22 protein-coding genes are annotated in these 24,839 nt (G+C 64.7%); 10 read left to right on the top strand and 12 right to left on the bottom strand.

Features of this window, described 5'->3' with window-relative positions:
* Window positions 1-108 precede the first annotated feature (108 nt).
* The 3 genes from ACQHI0_RS27895 to ACQHI0_RS27885 form a co-directional block, all read right to left on the bottom strand.
* Window positions 109-507: a MerR family transcriptional regulator gene (locus tag ACQHI0_RS27895; protein WP_427904747.1), complete on the bottom strand. Its 399-nt coding sequence runs from the start codon at window positions 505-507 to the stop codon at window positions 109-111.
* A 104-nt stretch (window positions 508-611) separates the two neighbouring features.
* A complete protein-coding gene (locus ACQHI0_RS27890; protein ID WP_427904746.1) occupies window positions 612-1,691 on the bottom strand; it encodes a CNNM domain-containing protein in 1,080 nt (359 codons plus the stop codon).
* Complete coding sequence (locus ACQHI0_RS27885) at window positions 1,684-3,048, bottom strand: hemolysin family protein (RefSeq protein WP_427909320.1); 1,365 nt, start codon at window positions 3,046-3,048, stop codon at window positions 1,684-1,686. The genes ACQHI0_RS27890 and ACQHI0_RS27885 overlap by 8 nt, the downstream gene beginning before the upstream one ends.
* A 530-nt stretch (window positions 3,049-3,578) precedes the next feature.
* On the opposite strand from ACQHI0_RS27885, the gene ACQHI0_RS27880 reads away from it, so the two are divergent.
* The gene (locus ACQHI0_RS27880; protein ID WP_427904745.1) at window positions 3,579-4,301 is read left to right on the top strand and encodes a VTT domain-containing protein; all 723 of its coding nucleotides are present in this window, start codon (window positions 3,579-3,581) and stop codon (window positions 4,299-4,301) included.
* Window positions 4,302-4,767: 466 nt separating this feature from the next.
* Here the strand turns inward: ACQHI0_RS27880 and ACQHI0_RS27875 are convergent, their stop codons facing one another.
* Entirely contained in the window at window positions 4,768-5,400 is a 633-nt protein-coding gene (locus ACQHI0_RS27875; RefSeq protein WP_427904744.1) for a TetR/AcrR family transcriptional regulator, read from the bottom strand.
* A gap of 84 nt (window positions 5,401-5,484) precedes the next feature.
* Between ACQHI0_RS27875 and ACQHI0_RS27870 the strand changes: the two genes are divergently transcribed.
* The 4 genes from ACQHI0_RS27870 (at window position 5,485) to ACQHI0_RS27855 (ending at window position 9,127) form a co-directional block, all read left to right on the top strand.
* The gene (locus tag ACQHI0_RS27870) at window positions 5,485-6,426 is read left to right on the top strand and encodes a quinone oxidoreductase family protein (protein WP_427904743.1); all 942 of its coding nucleotides are present in this window, start codon (window positions 5,485-5,487) and stop codon (window positions 6,424-6,426) included.
* A gap of 49 nt (window positions 6,427-6,475) precedes the next feature.
* The gene (locus ACQHI0_RS27865; protein WP_427904742.1) at window positions 6,476-7,834 is read left to right on the top strand and encodes an MFS transporter; all 1,359 of its coding nucleotides are present in this window, start codon (window positions 6,476-6,478) and stop codon (window positions 7,832-7,834) included.
* 340 nt (window positions 7,835-8,174) lie between these two features.
* Window positions 8,175-8,435, top strand: a complete 261-nt coding sequence (locus ACQHI0_RS27860; RefSeq protein WP_427904741.1) for a hypothetical protein — start codon at window positions 8,175-8,177, stop codon at window positions 8,433-8,435.
* Window positions 8,432-9,127, top strand: a complete 696-nt coding sequence (locus tag ACQHI0_RS27855) for a hypothetical protein (protein ID WP_427904740.1) — start codon at window positions 8,432-8,434, stop codon at window positions 9,125-9,127. Before ACQHI0_RS27860 ends, ACQHI0_RS27855 begins: the two co-directional genes overlap by 4 nt.
* Window positions 9,128-9,300: 173 nt before the next feature.
* Here ACQHI0_RS27855 and ACQHI0_RS27850 read toward each other — a convergent pair whose 3' ends face one another.
* The 5 genes from ACQHI0_RS27850 to rpsF form a co-directional block, all read right to left on the bottom strand.
* Window positions 9,301-12,312 (bottom strand): replicative DNA helicase, encoded by a 3,012-nt coding sequence (locus ACQHI0_RS27850; RefSeq protein ID WP_427909319.1) that lies wholly within the window; start codon window positions 12,310-12,312, stop codon window positions 9,301-9,303.
* Window positions 12,313-12,980: 668 nt separating this feature from the next.
* On the bottom strand, window positions 12,981-13,433 hold the full coding sequence (gene rplI, locus ACQHI0_RS27845) for a 50S ribosomal protein L9 (protein ID WP_427904739.1): 453 nt from the start codon (window positions 13,431-13,433) through the stop codon (window positions 12,981-12,983).
* Window positions 13,434-13,450: 17 nt separating this feature from the next.
* Complete coding sequence (rpsR, locus tag ACQHI0_RS27840) at window positions 13,451-13,702, bottom strand: 30S ribosomal protein S18 (protein ID WP_056823934.1); 252 nt, start codon at window positions 13,700-13,702, stop codon at window positions 13,451-13,453.
* A gap of 33 nt (window positions 13,703-13,735) precedes the next feature.
* On the bottom strand, window positions 13,736-14,311 hold the full coding sequence (locus ACQHI0_RS27835) for a single-stranded DNA-binding protein (protein WP_427904738.1): 576 nt from the start codon (window positions 14,309-14,311) through the stop codon (window positions 13,736-13,738).
* Between the two features lie 94 nt (window positions 14,312-14,405).
* Entirely contained in the window at window positions 14,406-14,693 is a 288-nt protein-coding gene (rpsF, locus tag ACQHI0_RS27830; protein WP_056823926.1) for a 30S ribosomal protein S6, read from the bottom strand.
* Window positions 14,694-14,863: 170 nt separating this feature from the next.
* Here rpsF and ACQHI0_RS27825 point away from each other — a divergent pair, with 170 nt between their 5' ends.
* Window positions 14,864-16,240, top strand: a complete 1,377-nt coding sequence (locus ACQHI0_RS27825; RefSeq protein ID WP_427904737.1) for a glycosyltransferase family 87 protein — start codon at window positions 14,864-14,866, stop codon at window positions 16,238-16,240.
* Window positions 16,241-16,294: 54 nt separating this feature from the next.
* Here the strand turns inward: ACQHI0_RS27825 and ACQHI0_RS27820 are convergent, their stop codons facing one another.
* Window positions 16,295-17,404, bottom strand: coding sequence for a DUF475 domain-containing protein (locus tag ACQHI0_RS27820; protein ID WP_427904736.1), 1,110 nt, complete (start codon window positions 17,402-17,404; stop codon window positions 16,295-16,297).
* 69 nt (window positions 17,405-17,473) lie between these two features.
* Window positions 17,474-18,049, bottom strand: coding sequence for a TerD family protein (locus ACQHI0_RS27815; protein ID WP_056823921.1), 576 nt, complete (start codon window positions 18,047-18,049; stop codon window positions 17,474-17,476).
* 194 nt (window positions 18,050-18,243) lie between these two features.
* Here ACQHI0_RS27815 and ACQHI0_RS27810 point away from each other — a divergent pair, with 194 nt between their 5' ends.
* From ACQHI0_RS27810 to ACQHI0_RS27795, 4 genes are read left to right on the top strand one after another with little or no spacing between them, the layout of a single operon-like run.
* The gene (locus ACQHI0_RS27810; protein ID WP_427904735.1) at window positions 18,244-19,455 is read left to right on the top strand and encodes a hypothetical protein; all 1,212 of its coding nucleotides are present in this window, start codon (window positions 18,244-18,246) and stop codon (window positions 19,453-19,455) included.
* 33 nt (window positions 19,456-19,488) lie between these two features.
* Window positions 19,489-20,700 (top strand): HpcH/HpaI aldolase/citrate lyase family protein, encoded by a 1,212-nt coding sequence (locus ACQHI0_RS27805; RefSeq protein WP_427904734.1) that lies wholly within the window; start codon window positions 19,489-19,491, stop codon window positions 20,698-20,700.
* Entirely contained in the window at window positions 20,697-23,189 is a 2,493-nt protein-coding gene (locus tag ACQHI0_RS27800) for a phosphoribosyltransferase (protein WP_427904733.1), read from the top strand. The genes ACQHI0_RS27805 and ACQHI0_RS27800 overlap by 4 nt, the downstream gene beginning before the upstream one ends.
* 38 nt (window positions 23,190-23,227) lie before the next feature.
* Window positions 23,228-24,022, top strand: coding sequence for an HAD family hydrolase (locus ACQHI0_RS27795; RefSeq protein ID WP_427909318.1), 795 nt, complete (start codon window positions 23,228-23,230; stop codon window positions 24,020-24,022).
* 49 nt (window positions 24,023-24,071) lie between these two features.
* On the opposite strand, the gene ACQHI0_RS27790 is transcribed toward ACQHI0_RS27795, so the two are convergent.
* The gene (locus ACQHI0_RS27790) at window positions 24,072-24,836 is read right to left on the bottom strand and encodes an AIM24 family protein (protein WP_427904732.1); all 765 of its coding nucleotides are present in this window, start codon (window positions 24,834-24,836) and stop codon (window positions 24,072-24,074) included.
* Between the last annotated feature and the right edge of the window lie 3 nt (window positions 24,837-24,839).

The following is a 24,839-nucleotide window of genomic DNA, read 5'->3' as shown; positions in this document are numbered from 1 at the left end:
GCGACACAGCCGGGTCCTCGCCCGAGCCTATCGGCCCGGACGCGGCCGAACGTCAGCCCCCGCTCGGTCAGTGAGTTCTGTTCCGACGAATTCTCATCGAGGTCGGGCTCAGAGGATGGGGATGTCCGGGGGGATCTGGAGTGCGATGTAGATGAGCGTGTGGACCCGGGTGGCGATGACGCCGAGCAATCCTTGCATCGCCGCGGGTGCGGTTTCGACGACGGCTTGTAAGGATTTCAGATCGCCGTCGATACGTTCGAGGATCGGGCCGACATCCGCGGGATGGTTGGTGAGCGCCGCTGCGATCTCCTCGAGCGAGATACCTTGCATTTCAAGGCTTTTGATGAGCTGGATCCGCTCGGCATCCGCTGGTGAGTAGAGCCGGAAGTTCCCGGAGGTTCGTTCGGCGGGGGACAGCAGTCCGAGGCTGGTGTAGTAGTCGACTGTGCGCGTCGATACCTCGGCACGACTGGCCAGCTCACCGATACGGATCGGCGCTTCTGTCATTTCGGCGCCTCCTCCTCAACTGCCGTTCACCTGGTCAGGGCGCCCATCAGCGTAGCTGCTGCGCTCGACCACAGCAGCACTGGCGTGCTCCGTTCCCGCTGCTGCTATGTACTCGCGGTGGTGGTGCCACCACCCTGCCGGCGTGGTGGCACCGAGTTGATCGGATCGCTGCCCGCGGCGGCCGGGAGCAGCCGCTGCAGGACGTCGGTGATCGTGACCAGCCCGACGATCGCGACCCCGGAATCCGGGGCGGCGACCAGGGCGAGATGGTTGCGGGTTTCGCGCATCACGCGCAGCGCCTCATAGACCGGGACGCTGGTGTCGAACCGCAGGACCGGTCGCAAGAGATCCGCAGCTGTGGACTGCGCCGGTGCGGCAAGGCTGTCGCGGACATGGACCACGCCCACGACATCGTCACCGGTGCGTACCAGCAGCCGCAGGTGACCGGTATCGCGCGAAACTGTCTGGATTTCACCGACGTCGGCATTGGGTGCGACAGCGCTCGGACCCGGGTTCGGTGCGACGATATCGCCGACGGTGAGCTGCTCGAGTTCCAGTGCGCTGGTGAGGTTTCCGTGGTACCGCTCGTCGAGAGTACCCACGGTCGCGGAGTGCTCGACCAGATGCCGCAGCGCAGCCGAATCCTGACCGGCGTCGACCTCGTCGACGGGGGTAACGCCCACCTTGCGCAGACACCAGTTCGCGGCGTGGTTCAACGCGGTGAGCAGTGGTCGCGTCACCGTCATGAACGCTCGCATCGGAATAGCCAGCATGGTGGCTGATCTCTCCGGATGTGCGATCGCCCACGACTTGGGCGCCATCTCACCGACCACCAGATGCAGAAACGTCACCACGATCAACGCGAGCACGAACCCGGCGGCATCGGCAACCCACAGCGGCGCGCCCAGATGCTCGATGAGCGGGGTGATCCAATGGTGCACAGCCGGTTTGGTAACCGCACCCAACGCCAGCGTGCACACCGTGATCCCGAGCTGAGATCCTGCGAGCAGCACCGGCAACTCCGCGGAACTACGCAACGCCGCCCGCGCCGCCCGGCTTGTCGGCGCCGCGTCCTCCAAACGATGCTTGCGTGCCGCGATCAACGCGAACTCGACAGCGACGAAGAACGCGCTGGCCGCGATCAATACGATCGTGACAGCGACGACCACCCACGGGTTACTCACCGGCGTCCCCTGCCTGTTCGGTACGCACGGTCAACCACACCGACGACGGCACATGTTTCCCGACCGCCCTGACTTCCGCGAGCACCGTCCGAGCCGGACCCGGCCGCTCGGTGAGGTAGTCGGCGCCACTGCGCGGCACCACGATGTCGACGCGGGCACCTGCTTCGGGCAGACCCCCATAGGTGTTGATCACCAGGCCCGCGATGGTTTCATAGTCGCCGGTGGGCAGGTCGACACCGATCACCCGCTCGACCTCGTCGAGGTGCACAGTTCCCGGAACGAGCCAACCACCGTCTTCGGCAATGATTTCCGGGGTCGTGCCCGAGTCGTGTTCGTCGGCGATCTCACCGACGAGTTCTTCGGCGATGTCCTCGACCGTCACGATCCCGGCGAAACCGCCGTATTCGTCGACGACCAACGCCATCTCCTGCCGAGTCTCGCTGAGGCGGGCGACGACGTCGGGCAATGCCAACGATTCCGGGACCAAGACCGCAGGCCGCATGTGGTCTCCCGCGATTCCGGTCGGGTCATCGCCGAGCAGGTCGTGCAATTCGATGACGCCGAGCAGGTCGTCGCTGGAACTACCGACCACCGGATACCGCGTATGCCCGGTACTCATCCGGGCAATCACCTCGGCGACCGGAACGTCGGCGTGAACGAGGTCGACCTGGGCGCGGGGAATCATCGCGTGTTCGGCTGTGGCGGAAGGGAAATCGAGAATGCGGTCCAGCAACGTGGACAACTCGCGGGGCAGTTCACCCGCATCACGTGACGCGGCGACGATGTGTTCGAGGTCGCGTGGTGTGGCCGAATGCTCCACATCGTGGACCGGTTCGATGCGCAACGCGCGCAACAACACGTTCGATGATTGGTCGAAAAGCCAGATCAGCCATCCGAATACGCGCAGATAGGCGGTCGTCGAGCGGGCGAGCCAGCGGGCGACGGGCTCGGGGCGAGCGATGGCGAGGTTCTTCGGGAACAACTCACCGAACAACATCTGCACCACAGTCGAGAACACAATCGCGAGAACCGTGCCGACACCGATACCGACCGCGGTCGGGATTCCGATGCCGCCGAACAGTTCCCCTAGCCCCCGCCCGATCAGCGGTTCGGCTACATAGCCGACCAGCAGTCCGGTCACGGTGATACCCAACTGGGCGCCCGAGAGCATGAACGAGGTTCGCCGGGTCACCGACAACGCGCGGCCGGCCGCTGCGTCACCGGCTTCGGCCTGCGCCGCCAGCCGGGAGCGGTCCACCGCCATATACGCGAATTCCTGGGCTACGAAATACCCGGTCAACGCGGTGATCAACAGAACTACTGCTACTCCGAGAAGGACACTCAACGCGGTCAGCACACCCACACCCTGCCACCGCATTCCCGCGCCGCTCTGCGGAGCAACTGACTCGGACCTTCGTCGTCACTGTCACCTTCAGGCATGCGAGCCACACTAACACGTAGCACTGTAGGGTTGACGGCCCATCGCAGCCCCTACGATCCCGCCGGCTGTTCTCGCGGTCATCGCAGGCGCCCACACCCCGGTCTTCTGAAAGCCCTCTCTTCCAAAGCTTTTCGTTCGACAATCCGTTGCCAGATCGCTGAGACCTGCCGACAGAATATTGGATGGTCGGCGATCTCCGGCGGTTCGTACACGCTCAGGCAAAGGTGCACCAGGCATGGCTAGTCTCGCGATGGCGCACGCGAACGGGACGCAGTAGGGCGGGTGGCGTCGACCGGTGCCTTCTTGCGGCGGGGAACCATACAGTGGCACGTGTTACCGTCGTGAGTGAGGAGCCGCACCGAGCGACTGGCCGCCACGTCGGCGGCGCACTCGAACCAGCTCCACCATGTCCTGCGATCGCCCCGAGTTCAGGTAGGTAGCCCACAATGACGTTGCAGACCATGGCCAGTTCAGTGACCACGGATCTGGCATTGCTTCCAGGCTTTCTGGATCCGGTGAACCTGCTCAACTCGTTCGGCACCTGGATGCTGCTGGGCCTGCTCGTCGTGGTGTTCGTCGAGTCGGGGCTCCTGTTTCCGTTGTTGCCCGGCGACTCGCTGCTGTTCACCGCGGGGTTGATCGCGGCGTCGAAGTCAACCGAGATCGCGCCGTTCGCGCCGATCGGTGTCCTGCTGGTGCTGGTCCCGATCGCCGCGATCCTCGGCGACCAGGTCGGGTACGTGATCGGTGCCCGCGGCGGCACCGCGTTGTTCAAGAGCAACGACGCCCGGTTCTTCAAGAAGAGCTATATCGACGAATCGCATGCCTTCTTCGTCAAACACGGGCCGATCACCATTGTGCTGGCCCGCTTCGTTCCGATCGTGCGGACCTTCGCGCCGGTCGTCGCGGGCGCTGCCGGTATGCGGTACCGAACCTTCGCGATCTACAACATCATCGGTGGCGTGTTGTGGGGCTCCGGTGTCACTTACCTGGGGTACCTGCTCGGCCAGATCAAGATGGTCCGCGACAACATCGATCTCATCTTTCTACTCATCGTGGCGGTCTCCGTCCTGCCCATCGTCATCGAAGTCGCTAAGCGCGTCATCGGTGGCAAGCGAACCGCTCCCGTCGAAGACACCGCCGATTCCACCGAACCTGCCCGCGCTTGATCGGTCACGCAGCAAGGTGACTACGACAGTACCTAGGCCCGGACCAGGTCTACGCGGTGACGACTAGGCGCCGGACTCGATCCGATGCTGCTCCACCACGTCGTCATACTCCTCACGACGGTCCGCGGTCATATCCTCCTCGCTCGGCAGATCCATCCTCTTACCGCGACTCAGAACTGCTGGTCGAAAATGGCGGCAGCGTCCTGTGAACACGATTGAATCACCGGTCGTAGAACATCATTCAGCACATCGGACTCGACAGGCTCTGACTCGATCGACAGCGCATCGGCCAGACCGCGCGCGGCGGCCGTGATCATCGTGGCCGCGGCGGCGCTGTCGTCCTCGGCGCCCCGCTGCTTTCGGCTGTGAGAGCACGCGGCTGGCCGGAGGTTGACGCCGAAATCGCTAGTGGCGCAACCCGTGTCGGCAGGGATTGTGAAAGGTAGTGGATCGGCGACCTGTCGGATCAGCGCTGATCAAGATCCGCGCTGAGACCGGCAGCGATGAACTCGGTCAGATTGTCGATGCCGGTCTGCGGATCGGAGTCCCAGGTCTGGATCATCGTTTCGGCGGTGGCCGCGATCATCGCGGCGGTGGCGGCGGGACCCGCGGGGAGCCGGGCGCCGCGGGCGGCCAGCTCGGTGAGCCACGCGATCCAGGGTCGGAACTGTTCGGCGCGGAAGGCTCGCATCTGCTGGGCGAACGCCGAATTCGCTAGTGCGGCCTGTTCGATCGCGGCGAAGACGTCGCGGTTGGCGGCGTAGGTGTGCCAGAAGACCGTGAGGTGGTTGCGGGTGGACTCGTGGATCGGCATCACGCTGGACTCCGTGACCGAGTGCGGCGGGTCGTTTGCGATGATGTCGGCGGCCTCGCCGATGTCGACAGCGAGAGCTGCGAGGACCTCCTCCTTGCTCTGGAAGTGGTTGTAGAACGACCCTGCTGCACGACCTGCCTCGGCAGTGATGTCGGTGATCTTGGTGTTCAGATAGCCCTGACGTGCGAAAACGACCCGCGCCGCGGCCTTCAGATCGGCGTTCGTCTGGGCGGCTTGGCGCTGCCGGTGCGTCGGCCGGCCGGCGGTTGCGTCGATGTCGATCACTCCTTGACAGTCTCAACGGGGAGGGTATCGTCATGAATCATAGTTCACTGAATATCGATTCACTACAGCTTTGAGGGTGGGCTCATGAAAGCTGCGGTACTGCACAGGTACGGCGCACCGGAATTCGGGAATTTCGACGCTCCAAAACCAAGCACCTATCCCGATGGCGTACTGATCGAGGTCCGCGCGGCCACGATCAACTCGATCGACCGGTTCACCGCCGCCGGCAAGCACTATCTGAGTCCCACGAGGTTCCCGGTCGTCACCGGCATCGAAGGGGCTGGAGTGACCACTGACAACCAGCGTGTCTACTTCGGCAGGCCGATCACTCCCTTCGGGTCGATGGCCGAAAGCACAGTCGTCCCTGCCGGATTCACGATCCCCATCCCCGACAGCGTCGACTTCCCCGTCGCGGCCTGCCTCGGCAACAGCGGGATGGCGGCACTGATGCCACTCACCGACACCGCACGGGTGCAGCCGGGCGACAACGTCGTGCTGCTCGGCGGAAGCGGTGTCGTCGGCAGGCTCGCGATCCAAGCCGCACGGCTGCTCGGCGCGGGCACCATTACCGTGGTCGGCCGCGACAAAAGCGCACTGGAAGCCACCATCGCGCTCGGAGCTTCGGCGACGATCGCGACCGACAAACTTTCGGTTGAGCAGCTCTGCGCTGCCATCCGTGAAGCCTCGGGCGGCGTGGACGTCATCGTGGACTACACGTGGGGTGAACCTGCCCGGGCCGCCATCGCGGCGGGCAATCCTGGTGTGCGCCTTGTGCAAGTAGGTGATCGCGCGGGTGCGACAGTGGCGTTGCCCGCACAACTCCTGCGCTCACTCGGCGCTTCGGTCACCGGATTCATGCCGGTACACCACGGACCGGAAGCGATGATGCGCGCCTACCGGCAGTTGATCGAATGGGTCGACCGCAGGGATCTGATCGTCGACTACGAGCTGGTCCCGCTGGCCGACGTAGCTGCCGCTTGGGAACGGTCGGCCACCGTGCGGCACAAGATGGTGCTTGTTCCATGAGCCGCCTGGCGGCACGGCAGCGGATGACCACCGATCACGCGGCGATGTGATGGTCGGGGAATCCGGTGACGAGTCGCAGTCGCCCGAGCGTCGTAGCGGTGTGCTGATCGATCGCAGACCGTTGGCGTATCCGGCGTTCCGGCGACTGTGGCTCAGCGGGGTCGTGTCGATCTCCGGTGCACAGCTGACAGTGATCGCGGTACCCCTACAGGTGTACGCGATGACGGGATCGTCGGCCTACGTCGGCCTCGTCGGCGTGTTCACGCTGGCGCCCCTGGTCATCTTCGGGTTGTGGGGCGGAGCGTTAGCCGATGTTGTCGACCGACGGAAACTTCTGGTGGGCAGTTCATTCGGGATGCTCCTTGCCACCAGTCTGCTGTTCACTCAGGCCTTTCTGCATCTGAACAACATCTGGCTGCTGTTTGGGATTCTCGTGTTGCAGCAGGCATGTATCGCGATCAACCAGTCGACCCGCAATGCGATTTTCCCGCGTATTCTGCCCGCGCAGCACATCGCGGCCGCCAATACCCTCGAGATGACGGTCATTCAGATCGGCGGCATCGTCGGTAGCGTGCTGGCCGGCGTGACCATCGCCTTCGGCGGGTCGGCGCTGGCCTACCTGCTGGATTCGGCCGCGATGCTGGTCGCGGTGTGGGCTGCCTACCGACTGCCCGCGTTGCCACCCAGCGGCAACGTGACCCGGTCCGGCGTGCGCGAGATCTGGTTCGGGTTGGTGTATGTCTCGTCGCATCGCCTGATCATGGCGATGTTCGTGATCGACCTGGTCGCGATGGTCGCTGGTCTGCCGCGTGCGCTGTTCCCGGAGATGACCGAGAAGAGTTTCGCCGCGGGTGCGGCTGACGGTGAGTTGATCGTCGGCTTGTTGTTCGCGGCGATGGCGATCGGATCGGTGCTCGGCGGTGTCTTCTCCGGATGGGTGCCGAGGGTGCGCAGGCACGGTGTCGCGGTTGTGGTCGGCGTCGTCATCTGGGGTCTGGGCATCACCGGATTCGGTCTGAGCGCTCTTCTCGGCAGCGGCGGGCTCGTTCTCGCGATCTTCTTCCTGGCGATCGCCGGAGTCGGCGACCTGATCTCGGTGATCTTCCGCTCCACCATGATTCAGCAGATCGCCACCGACGATATCCGCGGTCGACTGCAGGGATTGTTCACTGTCGCAGTCGCGGGCGGTCAACGCCTCGGCGACTTCTCTCACGGCATCACCGCGGCACTGGTGGGCACCACGATCGCTGTCTCCGGCGGCGGCACCATGGTCATCTTCGCGGCGATCTTGATCATGATCGTCATCCCGATCACCTACCGCTACCGGTTCGACCCCACTCGCCCAGGTGCTGGCGCCACTGACGAATCGGTTGTCAAACACGAGCGGGTCCCGGCAAAAGAGCCATGAGGTCAGATTTGTCGGCGCCTCGTCGGTCAGCTGGCATCTGGTATCGGTACAGCTCGATGAACTTGTAGATCCTCAGATCTGGTTTCATATCTTCTCAGATACTTTGCGTTGACGCAGGACAGGTACCGGGTGGTCACCGGAAAGCCTGCTTCCCCGTGCGCTGCGAGACGATCGCAGGGATGCGTTGACAGCCGATTCGGGCTAGGGTCGTTCTGGCCCGCTTGATCGACGCGGCCGTACCAACGGGGGTTAAATGGAGATTTTCGCAGGCGTCACGGCGCTTAGAGCGGCCGATGTCATAGCGGGGCGTCATTAATGGCGACTCGAGGACATTACAATCGTGATTTTCACTGGCGGGGCGGGTGGTACCGACAGTTACCAGAGTGCGGCGTTGGAATGCGTCGCCACGTTTATGAGCGGAACCAAAACCCTGATGGATGATCTCAGCAAATATATGATCGATTCCGGCGGCAAGATCGACGATATCATCACCCAGATCAATCAGGTGGAAGTCCCTGCGGCGATCGCTCCAGCCGCGTTGAGTGTTCCGGGATGGCAGCCCCGTAATCCGACTGGTCCAGGCTGGGGGGTGCCGTCATGAATGTAAGAAACAGCATGTGGGTATCCGCGGTAGCTACAGCGTCTTGCCTGACCCTCGCGAGCTGTGGGACCACGGAATCTGACGTTGCGCAGTACAGCACGCCGCCTGCTGACTGCGCCAAAATTTATGAGGCCGCCAAGGACTCCATTTCGAGTTTTGCCGGGGATCTCTTCGACTCCGGAATTCAATTCAAGAGCGAATTGCCGGAACAGGATTTCTCCAAAACATTGACCTGCTACGGTGCCTACACCGCCGGCACGTCCGAGATAAATGCAGCTGATGGAACAAGTCTACGTTCCAACACAATTTTTATCTCAGTACGCGTGAACCAGGCTGACGAATGGGGTGCCAGCGACCCCGTGGAAGAAGCGAAGCGAAACTTTGTGACCTACCGTAACCAGCATGTCCCGACGGCAACAGTCATCCAGAATCTTGGCGATGATGCGTACTCATTCAAGGAGATTGCAGAGAAGAGTGCCAGCGGCGAAGTTGACTTCCGCATAGCGAATGCCACCCTGCATGTCCGGTTGAACCGGAGCTTCGCCGGGACTCCTTCGCCCGAGCAGGGCGCTGATGTGGCAAGTAGCGCATCTGCGCTCGCGCAGTCGCTTGCAGCTGGTTTTGATAGTTTTTATGTCCTAATGTTCTGTGGAGCTGCCCATCCTGTGGAGGGCACGGTGGCCGACCAGTAGATACCAGAGAAGTGCTTCTGTCCGAGTCGCCATCGAAACGTTCGCCACGGAGCAGGATCCCTGCGATGTCGCCGACGGCCATGTCCTCCCAAGGGATTTCGGGGACATCCCCGACGGCGCGGCGAAACGATACCGACGAGCCACGCGGACCAATCTACAGGCCCAGCGTTGTGTCAGCCGCGGGCCATATCCACGAAGCGGCTCAAATGCAGTTGGTGCGCAACGGTGATCGTGGCGGTCGGGCCGTTACGGTGCTTGCCGACGATGAGGTCGGCCTCGCCGCCTCGGGGGTCGTCTCGTTCGATCGCATCGGGGCGGTGGAGCAAGATGACCATGTCGGCGTCCTGCTCCAGGCTGTTGTGGGCCGAAATACCTTGTGCCACAAAGTTATGTGTGCCTGGGACAGTTCCGTCGTAGACGTCTTGCTCGCCGAGGCTGGTGATATCGACGATCTTGTCCCAGAAGACATCGTTGGTGGCGAGCATGTCGATGTCGGCATTGTCGAGGACGGTCGCGACTCGGGCCAGGCGTGAACGACTGGGGGAGTGCTTCCACATGGTGCTGCCGCAGAAGCGCGAACCCATGGCGGCGGAAAACTCTCGGTGCGTCATTTCCTTGTCTGCCAGTAGCGTGCGGACGCGGTTCCAGACTTCGGCGGGCACAGTGTCGACGTTCGTGTTGCGAGCCATCGGGGCCAGCTCTGCGAGGGCGGCCTCGGCGGACTTGCCGCGTGCGCCGTGCACGCCGACGTCACGCAGGAAGGTCGTCTGGTTCTCGCCGCCGTCGATTGTCAGGTGGTAGCAGTCTCGGTAATTGGCTTTACGGACTGTCTTGATGCGGCCGTGCACACCGAGGCGCAATAGCAATTGGTTCACATCATCGACAAGGCGACGGCTGGTCGAGGCGTAGTACACGCGGGCTTGGCGGCCCTTCGCGTCCCATCGCACGGACCCGTCGGTTGCCCATAGGTGACGCAGGAACAGTGCGATCTGGTCGTTGGGCAGCGCGAAAATTGGCTCGGGGACGAACTTTTCGTAGCTACGAAGGCCGAACAAGCCAAGGGTGTCCAGCCAGGCGGCGATCGGGTTGCGCTTGCCGTGGGTAAGCCGGTACGGCGCGCGCAGGCGCAGGGTGGTGACGCGGGCGGCGGGGTACTCGTCGCGGACCGCGCTGATACCGAAGTGCTCGGCGGCGGTCGTGACGGCGGCGAGATTTTGCTCGTCGACGCTCGCGTAGCGGATCGGTTGGCGTTTCACGCACGAGCCGTCGCCGATCATGTGCGCGAGCATCACGATCTCGGCTTCAGGCAGTCGCGTGGTGTGCACGGGTTCCGGGACGAGTCGTGGCGTCGCCAGGCGGTCGCCGACAGCGAGCTTGTCGAGGGCGATCCAGCCGTCGACAGTCAGGAAGGGGTGGTTGCCGGTGGCTTCGACCTCGCGGCCGGAGGCGAGCTTCAGCTTGAAGACTTCCTTGTGTCCGCTCGGGAACACCTTCACCATCGGGCGGGCCACCATCCGCATCCGCTCGTCGAGTGACCAGACGAGTGGCTGCTCGCCACTGTCGATCAGCTCTCCCAGGGTGACCTCGGCACCGTTGTCTGCACGCAGGATTCGCGTCGACGCGGGCATGCAACCCGATTCACGAAGGTCGGACACCATGGGACGCTTGTCGGTTCGCTGTTCCGGACCACGGTTCAGCTGCGAGATCGCGATCACGGGAACTTCGAGTTCCTTGGCGAGCAGCTTGAGGTGACGTGAGAATTCCGAGACTTCCTGCTGGCGCGATTCGACCTTTTTGCCCGAGCTCATCAGCTGGAGGTAGTCCACCACAACGAGTTTCAGGTCATGGCGCTGCTTGAGCCGCCGAGCCTTCGCCCGAATCTCCATCATCGTCAAGTTCGGTGAATCATCGACGAACAGCGGCGCCTCACTGATCTCACTCATCCGGCGAGCCAGCTTGGTCCAGTCATCATCGCTCATCCGCCCGGACCGCATATCGCCGAGCTTGATCTTTGCTTCGGCAGAGAGCAGACGCATCACGATCTCGGTGCGGCTCATTTCGAGCGAGAAGATGACGCTGGCCATGCCGTGCTTGATCGAGCAGCTGCGCATGAAGTCCATGCCGAGTGTCGAGTTGTGCGTGGGCACCATCGTGCGACCCGCTAGGTACATGTGGTCGGCGTTGTCGACCTCGACGCAGCGGACGAGCACGGGGTCGACCTTGCGGACGTCAACGATCTGGCGTGCCGCCGACCGAGCGGATCTGGGCACCATGTGGGCGAAGTTGTCCCGCGGCGTGCGCAGGCTGTGTGCGATCTCGCCGGTGGTCCGGACAACCGGATGCGGTGCCAAGGTGGGGGCGAGTGTGGTCCACAAGTGTTCTTCGTCGGCGGTGATGACGGTGCCGTCGGAGAACTCGACCTCGTAGCAAGGCCGGTCGGTCATCTCCTCGGTGGCTGCGAGCACCCTGGTCGGCCTGCCGTCGGCCCCGAGGAGCTCGTCACCGACACGAACCTCGCCCATCGTGGTCCAACCGCCAGGCGTCGGCAGGGGAGTATCCAGTGCCAGCGCCTTACCGACACCAGGTCGCGCCGCGACGATGATCATCTGCCCCGGGTGCAACCCGTTGGTGAGCTCGTCGAGTTCGGTGAAGCCGGTGGGGACGCCGAGGGAGATGCCGCCTCGGGAGGCGATGGAGTCGATTTCGTCCATGGTGGGCTGGAGGAGTTCTTCCAGCGGGGTGAAGTCCTCGGTGGTGCGGCGTTCGGTGACTTCGTAGATTTCGGCCTGGGCGCGGTCGACCACCTCGGCCACGTCCTGGCCGTCGGCGCCGGCGTAGCCGAACTGGACGATGCGGGTGCCCGCTTCGACCAGGCGGCGCAGGATGGCCTTTTCCGCGACGATCTCGGCGTAGAAGCCGGCGTTGGCCGCGGTGGGGACGGTCTGGGTGAGGGTGACCAGGTAGGGCGGGCCGCCGATGCGCTTGAGTTCGCCGCGGCGGTCGAGACCGGCGGAGACGGTGACGGGGTCGGCGGGTTCGCCGCGGCTGTAGAGGTCGAGGATGGTGTCGTAGACGGCCTGGTGCGCGGGACGGTAGAAGTCGCCGGGGCGCAGCACCTCGATCACGTCGGCGATGGCGTCCTTGCTCAGCAGCATGCCGCCGAGGACCGACTGCTCAGCGGCCATGTCGTGCGGGGGCTGACGACCGAAGTCCTCGCCGGGGGGTTCAGGCGTGAACTCGGTTTGCGCGCGGTCACCGGTGGTTGTCACCAGGGGAGTCCTCTCTGCCCGCAGAACCGGGGGTTACACATCGATGTTCTCGTTGTACTCCCGGACACCGACACGGATGTCAGCAATCGGTTGCCTGCGTGATTCCCGGGGCCGCTCGCAGGGCAATGCGACGAACCTAGGCGACGTTTTCGGGACTCGCCAACCCGACATGTGCACACAACTGTGGATAACTTGGGGGTAGTTCACCTGTTGTTGTGCACCACCTGTGGAAAACATGGGGAAAACCCAGGTCAGCGCGATTAAACACCCTGCTAGACCCCGATTTACCAAACTTCGGCCCTGTGGATGAAAGAAGTTTCGGCGTGTCGGTCAAGGTGAACAGCCGGGCGTGTTGGGTAAACAGTGATGGTGCAGGCTATGACGGGAGTCACAAATCTGCCGGTCGGTTTCACCAGTCATCCACAGGCTGAATAACCGGTGGTCAAGCGATTACCGACCATGAGCCGCGCAACACCATCCGTGCATGCCACGACATCGGCTACCGATCAGTTATCGCAAAATCGGCCTGAAAAAGGCAAGCAGAAACCACCCCTATGCACGCACAGGGGTGGTTTCCGGCGAACTCAGTTCGCAGCAACCTCGAGGTTGAACTTCGCAGCCACATCGGGGTGCAGGTGCACCACGATGCCGTGCTTACCGGTCGCCTTGATGTGCGACTTCGGCAGCTCGATGCTGCGCTTGTCCACCACGGGGCCACCGGCCGCCTTGATGGCCGAAGCCACGTCGGTGGTGGTGACCGAACCGAACAGCTTGCCGCTGTCGGCGGTCTTCACGGCCAGCTTGACCTCGGCGAGGCCCTCGATGGCCTGCTTCAGCTCGTTGGCGTGATCCAGGTCGCGCACCTTGCGGGCGTCCTGGGCGCGACGGATTCCGTCGACCTGCTTCTGGGCGCCACGGGTGGCCTGGATGGCCAGACCGCGGGGCAGCAGGAAGTTACGGCCGTAGCCGTCCTTGACCTCGACAAGGTCGCCGGGGGCGCCGAGGTTGTCGACATCAGCGGTGAGGATGAGCTTCATCTGTGTGACTCCCTTTCTCAGCGAGCGGTCGACACGTAAGGAAGCAGAGCCACCTCACGCGAGTTCTTGACGGCGACAGCGATGTCACGCTGGTGCTGCACGCAGTTGCCGGTGACGCGGCGAGCGCGGATCTTGCCGCGATCGCTGACGTACTTACGCAGCAGCGTGGTGTCCTTGTAATCGATATTGACGATTCCGGACTTTGCTTCCTTGCAGAAAGCACAGGCCTTCTTCTTCAGTACCTTTTCGCGCGCGGGCGCTTTAGGCATGGTTTTTCTCTCCGTACTATGAGTGCCGTTCGATCAGAACGGCGGTTCGTCATCCATGCGGCCGCCGCCCCCGAAGGAGCCGGCCGCGGGCGCGCTACCCCACGGATCGTCGTCGCCACCGGCATTGCTGCCAGCGGCCGGACGTCCGCCGCCATTGTTGGCGTTGTAGCCGCCTGCGCTAGATCCACCACCGGCATTGCCGGAACCACCACCACTGAAGCCGCCACCGCCGCCTCCGCCACCGCGACCGGCCTTGGAGACCTTCGCCGTCGCGTAACGCAGCGAGGGACCGACTTCGTCGACCTCGAGCTCGACCACAGTGCGCTTCTCACCCTCGCGGGTTTCGTAGGAGCGCTGCTTGAGCCGACCGCTCACGATGACGCGAGCGCCTCGGGTCAGACTTTCGGCGACGTTCTCCGCTGCCTCACGCCAGATGTTGCAGCGCAGGAACAGCGCCTCGCCGTCTTTCCACTCGTTCGAATTGCGATCGAACACACGGGGAGTCGACGCGACGGTGAAATTAGCCACCGCCGCACCTGCGGGCGTGAAACGAAGCTCCGGGTCTGCCGTCAAGTTTCCGATGACGGTTATGACCGTGTCGCCTGCCATGGGGTTCCTCCTGCTCGGGGTGCAGTCCGCAATCTCGGGATTTGCGCTCGAGCCTAAAGCCAAGCTCTGACACAAATGGTGAGAAGGGTGCGGACTACTTGTCGTTGCGCAGAACCTTGGTGCGCAGCACCGTCTCGTTCAGGCCCAGCTGGCGGTCGAGTTCGCTCACGGTGGCCGGGGTCGCGGTCAGGTTGACGATCGCGTAGATGCCTTCGGCCTGCTTGGCGATTTCGTAGGCGAGCCGGCGGCGGCCCCAGATGTCGACCTTGTCGACGTTGCCGCCCTCGGTCTTGACGACCGTGAGCAGGGTATCCAGGGACTGCCCGACGATGCGCTCGTCCAGGCTCGGGTCGAGGATGACCATTACTTCATATTGACGCACGGACCAATCACCTCCTGTGGACTAGGAAACGGCCATGGACTCTCCATGGCAGGAGGGTTCGTTGCGTCAGCAACCCGCCAAGGCTACATGAGCGGGTGGTGACCAGCGAAATCGATGCCCGCCGCGGGTGTGCGCCGACGATCGTGGAACCGCCGCTTAATGTGGTCGGCATGACCACAGTCGGCCCGCGGCAGCGCGCAGTTCAACGCGGCGCGACGTGGGCTGCGACCATGAGCATCCTGGTGATGGTGCTGTGCGGACTCACCCTCGCGCTGGCCTACGCCAACAAGGCCAGGTGCGCGGGCGGCGCGATCGACGAATCCGGGCGCAGCCTGGTCTTCGAGGAGCGCAAGGACTCGCAGGTCTGCTACTCCGACATCCAATTCCTCTGGCTCGGCCGCGATATCGACAACCACGTGTTCCCGTATGTCGACGGCGCGATCACCGAAGACGGCGCGCTGACCGGCGGCGCGGTGGAGTATCCCGTGCTCAGCGGCGTGCTGATGTGGGCAGGTGCCATCGGGGTGGACAACGACGCCGACTTCCTGTGGCACTCGGCGCTGCTGCTCGCGCCGTTCGCCCTGCTCACCGCCTGGATGCTGGCCCGGATCGCGGGCCCGGCGGCGCTGCTCTGGGCGATCGGCCCGCCGCTGGTGTTCTACGCATTCCACAACTGGGAACTGCCGGTGGTCTGTACGGCGGTGGCGGCGGTCTACGTGATGACGATGCTGACCGGCCTGTCTGTGCGAACTCGCGGAATCATCGCCGCGGTACTGCTCGCGCTGGGCTTCTGTCTCAAGCTCTATCCGGGAATCTTCGTGCTCCCGCTCGCGATCTATGTGCTCACCGAGGGCGCCCCGCGCGGTCGGCGCCGGATCGGCGAGCTCGATGTGGCGGGTGCCGCGCAGACCCTGCTCGCCGCGATGGGCACGGTCTTGGCGGTGAACCTGCCGTTCATGCTGGCCGGGCCGGAAGGCTGGCGCGCCTCGATCACCTTCCAGCAGTTGCGCCAGGCCGACATCACCACCAACTCGATCTGGTACTGGGGTCACCAGCTGATCTTCGGTCGCGCGGCGGAAACGACGCAGACCTGGCACGACGCGGTCTCGATCGCCTCGCCCGCGTTGATCTTCGGCGGGTTCGCGCTGGCCATGTGGCTTGGCTGGCGGCGCTGGACCCCGAATTCGGCGTACCCGTGGGTGGGCGTGAGCGGGGCGATGCTGGCCGCGTTCATGCTTTTCCACAAGGTGCATTCGCCCCAGTACACCCTGTGGATAATTCCGTTCCTGGTGTTGCTGGAGGTGCCGTGGTCGCTGGTCGCGGCGTATCTGGTGGCCGACGCGGCGGTGGGCGTCGGGGTGTTCCGGTACTTCGCCGCGCTGGGTGAGGGCGAAGGCGTCGAGCTGATGGAAGGGATCGTCCAGTTCGGCGTGTGGCTGCGCACCGCTCTGTTGATCACCCTGTTCTTCGTCTTCCTGCGAGCGAGAATGCGCGGTCCGTGTGTCGTACCGAGCACCGAACCGGGACGCCGACTGCAACCCGCGTAAACGACAACGGCGGCGGATCCCGGAAAGGGACTCGCCGCCGTTGTGGTTCGCCGATCAGCTGACCGGAGTGGATTCCTTGGCGTCTTCCACTGCGTCAGGCTCGGCCTTGCGGTTGCGCAGGACACTGGAGATGAGCGCCGCGCCGATGAACGCCACGCCGACGAGACCAGTGATGAGCTCGTTGACGTGCACGCCGATCGAGATCAGCAGGATCGTCGCCAGCGCGCCGATCGCCCAGTGGGCGCCGTGCTCGAGGTACACGTAATCCGACAGCGTGCCCTGGCGAACCAGGTACACCGTGATCGACCGGACGAACATCGCACCGATCAGGCCGAGGCCGAGCGCGATGATGATCGGGTCGGAGGTGATCGCGAACGCGCCGATCACACCGTCGAAGGAGAACGAGGCGTCGAGCACTTCCAGGTAAAGGAACAGGAAGAAGGCGGCCTTACCGGTCGCCTTGACCAGCGTGGACGGGCCACCCTGCGGTCCCTCTTCGAACTCCTCGGTGTGGAACATCGAACCGAGTCCGTCGACCAGGATGTAGACGATCATGCCGAGCAGACCGGCGACCAGCACGGTCGAACGATCGTCGGCGTCGGCGAGGAACTCCGCGACCAGCACCAGACCGGTACCGGACACGACCACCGAGAGCATGTCGAGCTTGCCCGCTTTGGCCAGCGGCTTCTCGATCCAGCTCAGCCAGGTGTGCTCGCGTTCCTCGAAGATGAAGTTCAGGAACAGCAGCGCCAGGAACATGCCACCGAACGCCGCGATCTGCGGGTGCGCGTCGGTGAGCAGGGTCTCGTAGCTGGGGCTGCCGTCAGCGAAGGTGGGAGCGTCGTTCGCCGGCGGGTTGAGGGCCAGATCGAAGGCCTCGACGGGGTTCAGTCCGGCGGTGACCCACACGATGGCGAGCGGGAACACCAGACGCATACCGAACACGGCGATCAGCACGCCGATAGTCAGGAAGATCCGCTGCCAGAACTCGCTCATCCGTTCCAGGACGGTGGCGTTGATGACGGCGTTGTCGAACGACAGCGACACCTCGAGAATGCCGAGGATGGCGCACAGTGCGAGAGCGGTCAAGCCGCCGTAGAGGTAGGCCACGACCAGCGAGACCACCGTGATGGCGATGGACAGGCCGAAGATGCGCGTTATCACGCGGAGGGACCTTTCTGTTTCGCACGAACAGGGGGCCCGATGTGTCGAGCCCCCTGTTCGCGATGATGACTAGACGTTGACGCCGTAGTCGCGAGCGATACCGGACAGGCCGGAGGCGTAGCCCTGACCGACAGCGCGGAACTTCCATTCTGCACCGTTGCGGTACAGCTCGCCGAAGACCATGGCGGTCTCGGTCGAAGCGTCCTCGGACAGGTCGTAGCGGGCGAGCTCGGTGCCGTTGGCCCGATCGACCACGCGGATGTAGGCGTTGCGCACCTGGCCGAACGACTGCGAGCGGGTCTCGGCATCGTAGATCGATACCGGGAAGAAGATGCTCTCGATCGTCGGCGGGGTGTTGGCCAGGTCGACGTTGATGACCTCGTCGTCGCCTTCGCCCTCACCGGTGGTGTTGTCGCCTGCGTGCTCGATGGCGCCTTCGGGCGACTTCAGATTGTTGAAGAAGACGAAGTGCTTGTCGGAGACGACCTTCTTGTCGGCGCCGGTCGCGATGGCGCTCGCGTCGAGGTCGAAGTCGGTGCCGGTGGTGGTGCGCACGTCCCAGCCGAGGCCGACCGAGACCGCGGTCAAGTTCGGGGCCTCTTTGGTCAGCGAAACGTTGCCGCCCTTGGACAGACTGACACCCATGCGGGAATCCCTTCGGTTAGTCCGGTGTGTCGTTTCCCAGCATGTCCGAATCGCCGGGTACCGCTACGACAGTAATAGGTTTCGCGGATCTTGCGTAGGAACCGTCTGCAGCCCAGGTTAACGGGGTGAATCTCCTACCATCGACGGCAGTGAGTGGGCGAACCGTATGCGCGGTTCGGAAAGGGGACGTGCCGGTGACACCTCGCAGACGCGGATGGTTCAGGTCCGGGGCCGATCATGAGTGGATCAGCGGGGCGCGGGCCACGACGTCGGCGGCCTTCCTGGATATGGATCGCAGGCAGTCGGCGGCGGAGGCGGGTGTGTTGGCCAGTGAGCAGGTCTTTCCCGAGCGCCGGATCGGCGCTGTCTGGGAGCCGGTGCGGGCGCGGTGCTACGCCGCGGCGGGCGCGTATCTGAGTTTCACCGATGAGCTCGACGCCGCCGAGGCCGCGGGCACCCCGATCGCCGACGGCCCGGCCAGGGCCGACGTGCTGGTGCGGCAGCTGAACGACGCCGCACGCGGGGTCGACGAGTTCTACAACGCGCACCGCAACGGCCTCGCCGAAGCCGCGACCGTGCGGGCGTCGGTGCCGCAACTGCTGACCCATGTGCGTGCCGAGGCCGAGCAGGTGCTGGCCGCGGCCGCGTCGTCCGGGTTCACGAAATACCCCTCTGTCGAAGGCGGTGTAAGGAGGCTGGATGAGGCTCTGCTCACAGCCTCCTCGACCGATCCCGGTACGGCGGTGGCGGGTGCGCGCGAGGCCGCGGCACAGGTACAGCAGGCGACGGCTGAACTATCGAATGCGTTGGCGCAGGCGCCTTCTCGTGCCTCGGCGGCCGCCAACGCGATCGCCTCGGTGACCACGAGGCTGGCGGCTGTGCGTAATCGCGCCGGCGCGCTCGGACCGGCTTACTCCGCGCTGTTGCGCGAGTTCAGCGCTGCGAGTTCGGCGGACTTGACCAACAATGAGCGGGAAAGCCGTCGTGGCATGGACGCCGCCGACGAAGCGCTGGTCGGCGCGCGCGTCGCGGCAGCCGATCGGAATCCGGAGACCGCCCTTGACTTGACCGCCAGCGCACGCGAGTACCTCGCCGAGGCCGAACAGTTGGTCGACGCCGTCACCCGGCGTCTCGAATTGTTACGAGAGGTACGTAGCGACCCCGAAGCTCAGGCGCGCACCGTACGATTCCGGCTGCGGGACGCGCAGATGCTCGCGGTCGACCGAGGTCTGGTCGCCGAGTGGGGCTCGGTTCTCGATGCACAAGTAGAACGCCTCGATCGCATTACAGCTGGACTGACGGGTCGTCATCCAGACTATTGGGCGTATGTTACGGAGCTGCGGACCGTCGCAGAGTTCATCGCCGGAGTGGTCGAGCGCATCAGAAAACACGTTTCCGACAAGTAGAAATGACATGGGCCGACAGATGAGGTGGGGGGAATGACCGCGGGCTACGCCATCGCACCGGAAGTTTGCTTGCGTAAGCAGGTACCGCTGCGCCATTTCCAGCAGTTGCAGGGCCCGCGCAGACGGGAGTTGTTCCTGGTCGAACCGGATCCGATCCGGGGCCACGACGACCGGGAGCTGTTGGCGACCGCGCTCGGCGCGACCCTGTATGTGCCCGCGACCCGCCCCGACCTCACCGCGACGATCCGCCGACGGGCCGCGCGCGGGGTGTGCTCGATGGTGATCGACCTCGAGGACGCCGTCGCCGATCACCAGGTGGAGGCCGCCAAACAGCATGCGGTCGACACCCTCGACCTGCTGGCCCGCAGCGAAGACGCGAACCCGATGCTGTTCATCCGGGTGCGCGACGCGGCGTCGGTCGGCGAGCTGGTCTCGGCGCTCGGGCCGGGTGCCGATGTGCTCACCGGCTTCGTGTTCCCCAAGTTCGACGCCGTGAGCGGACCCGCCTACCTGGCCGCCCTCGACGACGCGAACCGCACCCTCGGCCGCCCCGTCTACGCGATGCCGGTGCTCGAATCGGCGAAGCTGGTGCACCGCCAGACCCGCGACGAGCAGCTCTCGCGCATCGCCGAACTGCTCGCCGAGCATCGTGAACAGCTGCTGGCCGTGCGCATCGGCGCCACCGACATGTGCTCGACCTTCGGCATTCGCCGCGACCGCGACCTCACGATCTACGACGTGCGGGTGGTCGCCGACGTGATCGCCGACATCGTCAACTACCTCGGGCGCGTCGACGGCACCGGCTTCATCATCACCGGTCCGGTCTGGGAGTACTTCGCCGATCACGAGCGGATGTTCCGGCCGCAGCTGCGCAGCGCGCCGTTCGAGGAATCCGACGCGGTGAAGTTTCGCCAGTACCTGGTGAGCCGTGACCTCGACGGCCTGCTGCGCGAGATCACCCTCGACCGCGCCAACGGCATCCAGGGCAAGACGGTGATCCACCCCTCGCATGTGCCCGTCGTGCACGCGATGCAGGTGGTGACCCACGAGGAGTACGCCGACGCGCTCGACATCATGTCCGCCGATGTCGGTGGCGTCGCGGCCTCGGAATACCGCAACAAGATGAACGAGATGCGCCCACACCGCAGTTGGGCCCGCCAGACGATGGTTCGGGCCCGTGCGTTCGGGGTCGCGAACAAGGGAGTGTCTTTCGTGGACTTGCTGACAGCGATGATCGCCGAATGAGTGCCGTACGGCCTTGGGCGACAGTCCATCTCGGTATCGAGCTGCATCACGGTGAGTCGTTCGTCGCGTGCTCGGCCGAGGACGTGCGGGCTGACGATGGGTTCGTAGCGCTGTCCGCCGAAAGTGTGGCCACGGGTGAGCTGTCGATCGGCGCGCTGGTGCAGCCGGGTCTGCGCCGCAATCCGCGCCGGGCGCATCTGCTGGTGTCCACGGTGTTGGGCAAGCACCTGCCGACCGATCCGCGCATTGTGATCGGTGCCGGTAACCGCCTGGCTGATCTGGTGCGTGAGGTGCTGGGTGCTCGGGAAGCTGTGGTGCTCGGATTCGCCGAGACCGCTACCGGTTTGGGTCACTGTGTGGCCGCGCGAATCGACGCGGGCTGCTACCTGCACTCCACTCGCAGGCACGAGCCGCGAGCCACCACGCTGACCGGTTTCGAAGAAGGCCACTCGCACGCCACCTCGCATCTGCTCCAGCCCGCGCCCGCCGCGATCTTCGCCAACGATCTGCCGCTGGTGCTGGTCGACGACGAGATCTCCACCGGTGACACCGCCATCGACGCGGTCCGCGCCCTGCATGCCTTCGCGCCGCGCTCGCATTACGTCCTGGCCTCGCTGGTGGACATGCGCACCCCCGCCGATCGGATCAAATTCGAAGCTGCCGCAGCCGAACTCGGCGCGCGCATCGACACGGTCTGCCTGGCCTCCGGTCGCACCGAATTGCCCGCCGAACTGATCGAAACCGTCACGAACTTGCCCGATCCGCAGCTGAATCCGGTGGCAGCCCAGCCGGGTTCGTACGGCCGCGTCGAATTGTCGTGGCCTGCGGATGTTCCCGAAGGCGGCCGCCACGGCACCCTGCGCTCGGACAACGCGGCTTTCGATGTCGCGGTGAAATCCATTGCCGACGAGGTGAACGCCCGCCTCGAGGCCGAGTTCGCCGGCCGCCCGGTCATCGTCATCGGTCACGAAGAACTCATGTACCTCCCTCTGCGCCTGGCCGCCGACCTGGCCGACGCGGGGACCCCCACCCGCTTCCAAACGACCACCCGCTCACCGGCATACGTCCTCGACGAACCCGGCTACCCCCTCCGCCGTGGCTTCCGCTTCACCGCCCCGGAACCCGACCCCACCGCCCAGCGCTACCTCTACAACGCCCAGTGGCCCGACGCGGACCCGGTCCTGCTGGTCGTCATCGATCCCCCCGCCGACACCCCGGAGCTGGTCGCCCCCGGCGGACTGGTCGACGTCCTCACCGCATCGGGTGCCGACGTCTTGATCGCGGTCCTCCCCGGCGCGAATCCCCGTGCGCTGCATGCGGGCCGGACCGCCGAGCAGGTAGCCGCGCCGGCGCCACGTGCTCGTCCGCTGCCCTCGGCCCTGCACGGACCCGAATTCGGTTCCTATGCGCCCGAGGATGTTTCGTGGCTGCTGAAGGATCTCTCCGACGCCGATCTGGAAGCCGATGTGACCGAACGTGAACGGCGCATCCAAGCCGGTGTGGCCCATTACGCCGAGTCACTGCCGGTGGAGTTCCAGCCCGACGCCGAATACCGCGAGCTCTTCGATCGTGTGCTCGCCGACAGCGCTGAGCGACTGGCGCTGGCGGTGGCGACCGTGGCCGAACTCGTTGTCGCCGAACGCGGTGAGAATGTTGTGCTGGTCTCGCTGGCCAGGGCGGGCACCCCCGTCGGAGTGCTCATGCGCCGGTGGCTCGTCAGCGGTATCGGCCGCGAACCACTGGTCGTGCCGCATTACGCGGTCTCGATCGTGCGTGATCGCGGCATCGACGCTGTGGCGCTGGACTACCTCGCCCGCCACCACGATCCGGCCTCGATCGTCTTCGTCGACGGCTGGACCGGCAAGGGCGCGATCACCCACGAACTCACCGCCGCCCTCGATGCCTATCACGCGGCCGGTGGCGCCCGGTTCAACGACGAGCTCGTAGTCCTGGCCGACCCCGCCAATTGCGTGCGCACCTACGGCACCCGCGACGACTTCCTCATCGCCTCGGCCTGCCTGAATTCGACTGTCTCCGGCTTGGTCTCGCGCACGGTTCTCAACGAAACCCTGATCGGCCCCGGCGAGTTCCACGGCGCCAAGTTCTACCGCGACCTCATCGGCGCCGATGTCTCGAACCAGCTGATCAACACCGTCACAGCGGCTTTCGGCGCGATCAGCGACCAGGTGCCTGCCGCCGTCGCCGCGATCCAGGATTCCGATCGCACCCCGGACTGGTCCGGGTGGGCCTCGGTGGAGAAGGTCCGTGCCGAGTACGACATCAGCACAGTCAATTACGTGAAGCCCGGCGTCGGCGAGACCACCCGCGTGCTGTTGCGCCGGGTACCGTGGCGGGTGCTGGTCCGCGAGGCAGACGCACCGGAGCACGCCCACATCCGCCTGCTCGCCGCGGCGCGCAACGTCCCGGTGGAAGTGGTCCCCGACCTGGCCTATTCCTGCATGGGCCTGATCAAGGAGTTACCCCGGTGACCGCCGAGTCCCTCTTCGCGACCGATCTCGATCGCACGATGATCTTCTCCCGCAACGGCTTCGGTGGTGCCGAAGCCGTCGCGAAGGAATGCGTCGAGTACTACGAGGGCGAACCCCTCTCCTACATGACCAGCACCGCCATCACCGCCCTGCGCGAGCTCGCCGCGATCGCCCCGGTGATCCCCACGACTACCCGCACGATCGAACAGTTCCAGCGCATCACCCTGCCGGGCGCCCCCTGGCGCTACGCGATCACCAGCAACGGCGGCAACATCCTCGTCGACGGCATCCCTGACCCTGCCTGGCGCGTCGCCATCGACGACCAGGTCAATGCCTCCGGATCCACCCTCGCCGACGTAGGCGCCGAATTACGCTCCCGCATAGACGATTCCTGGGTCACCAAGTACCGCGAGGCCGACGAACTGTTCTGCTACCTGGTGGTCCGACCCGACGCGGTCCCCGCCGGTTTCCTCGCCGAATGGGACACCTGGTGTCGCGCCAACGGCTGGTCCGCCTCTCAGCAGGGTCGCAAGATCTACACGATGCCCGACGCCGTCTGCAAGAGTCTCGCTGTCGCCGAAGTACGCAAGCGGCTGGTCGAGGCCGGCGAATTGACCAGCGGGGCAACACTTTTCACGGCCGGCGATGGTGCGCTGGATGCGGAAATGCTGAAGGCGGCCGACGCCGCGATCCGCCCACGCCACGGCGAGCTGGAAGAACTGAATTTCACCGCACCCAACCTGACCGTCACCGCGGCGACCGGAATCCTGGCAGGCGAGGAAATCCTCGAGTGGTTCCACGCCGCGGCGCAGCGCACCGCAGTTCCGGCCTAGAACAGCCGGAAACCCGGGCGCTACAACGGCGCCCGGGTTTCGCTGTAACTCAGTAGTGCTGCTGCTGACCAGCCAACTGCTGGGCGATCACACCTTGAATCCGCTGCAACCCACCGACCGTGACACCACTTTGCAGCTGTCCCTCGATCGTGCGCACCAGCGCGTTGTCGCTCATGATCTTCTCGGTCGACTGGATCAGCACGGTCCCCGCACCGGTGAAGTCGAACTGCCGTTCCTCGCCCGAGTTGGCGCCCATCCTGGCCGCACCCGCCGCGAGGAAGCTGCCGATCCAGCCCTGGTCGTAGTGGTGACTTGGTGATGGGCAGTCAGCCCATCCGACCAGGGATTCGGGGTCGACGCGCAGCGGCGGTTCGGCGAACATCACCGGACCATTGGACGAGGCGAGGAACTTGCCGGTCCCGATCAGCGTGAGGAATCCGGGCACGATCGACTGCTTCAACGCCAGACCCGGCTCGAAGGCCAGCAGATTCGCACCACGGATGGTGAGGTTGCCTTCCTCGAGATCGTAGGAATTGATGTCGTACCCGCGGTCGCCGATGATCAGCTTGCCGTGACCCTGCGCCACCACGTAGTCGCCGGCGAACAGCGGCGCCGAGAACTGGCTGCTCACCATGTGCATCATGCCGCCCTGCAGCCCGTGTGTGAGCATCTGGAACTCGATCTGCCCGTAGTAGGCGATCATCGCGCCCTTGCGCATGAACCACGGACCGGTCAGGTCGATGCAGTAGGCGTAGCTGTTGCCCGGAATGTTGTCGCTGGCACCGAGATTGCTCGGTGAGAGGAGTTCGCTCATCGG

This window comes from Nocardia sp. FBN12 (genome assembly GCF_050320175.1).
In the GTDB taxonomy this organism is placed as follows: domain Bacteria; phylum Actinomycetota; class Actinomycetes; order Mycobacteriales; family Mycobacteriaceae; genus Nocardia.
The sequence above is the reverse complement of the archived record's forward strand: the minus strand, read 5'-3'. Positions and strand labels throughout refer to the sequence as shown.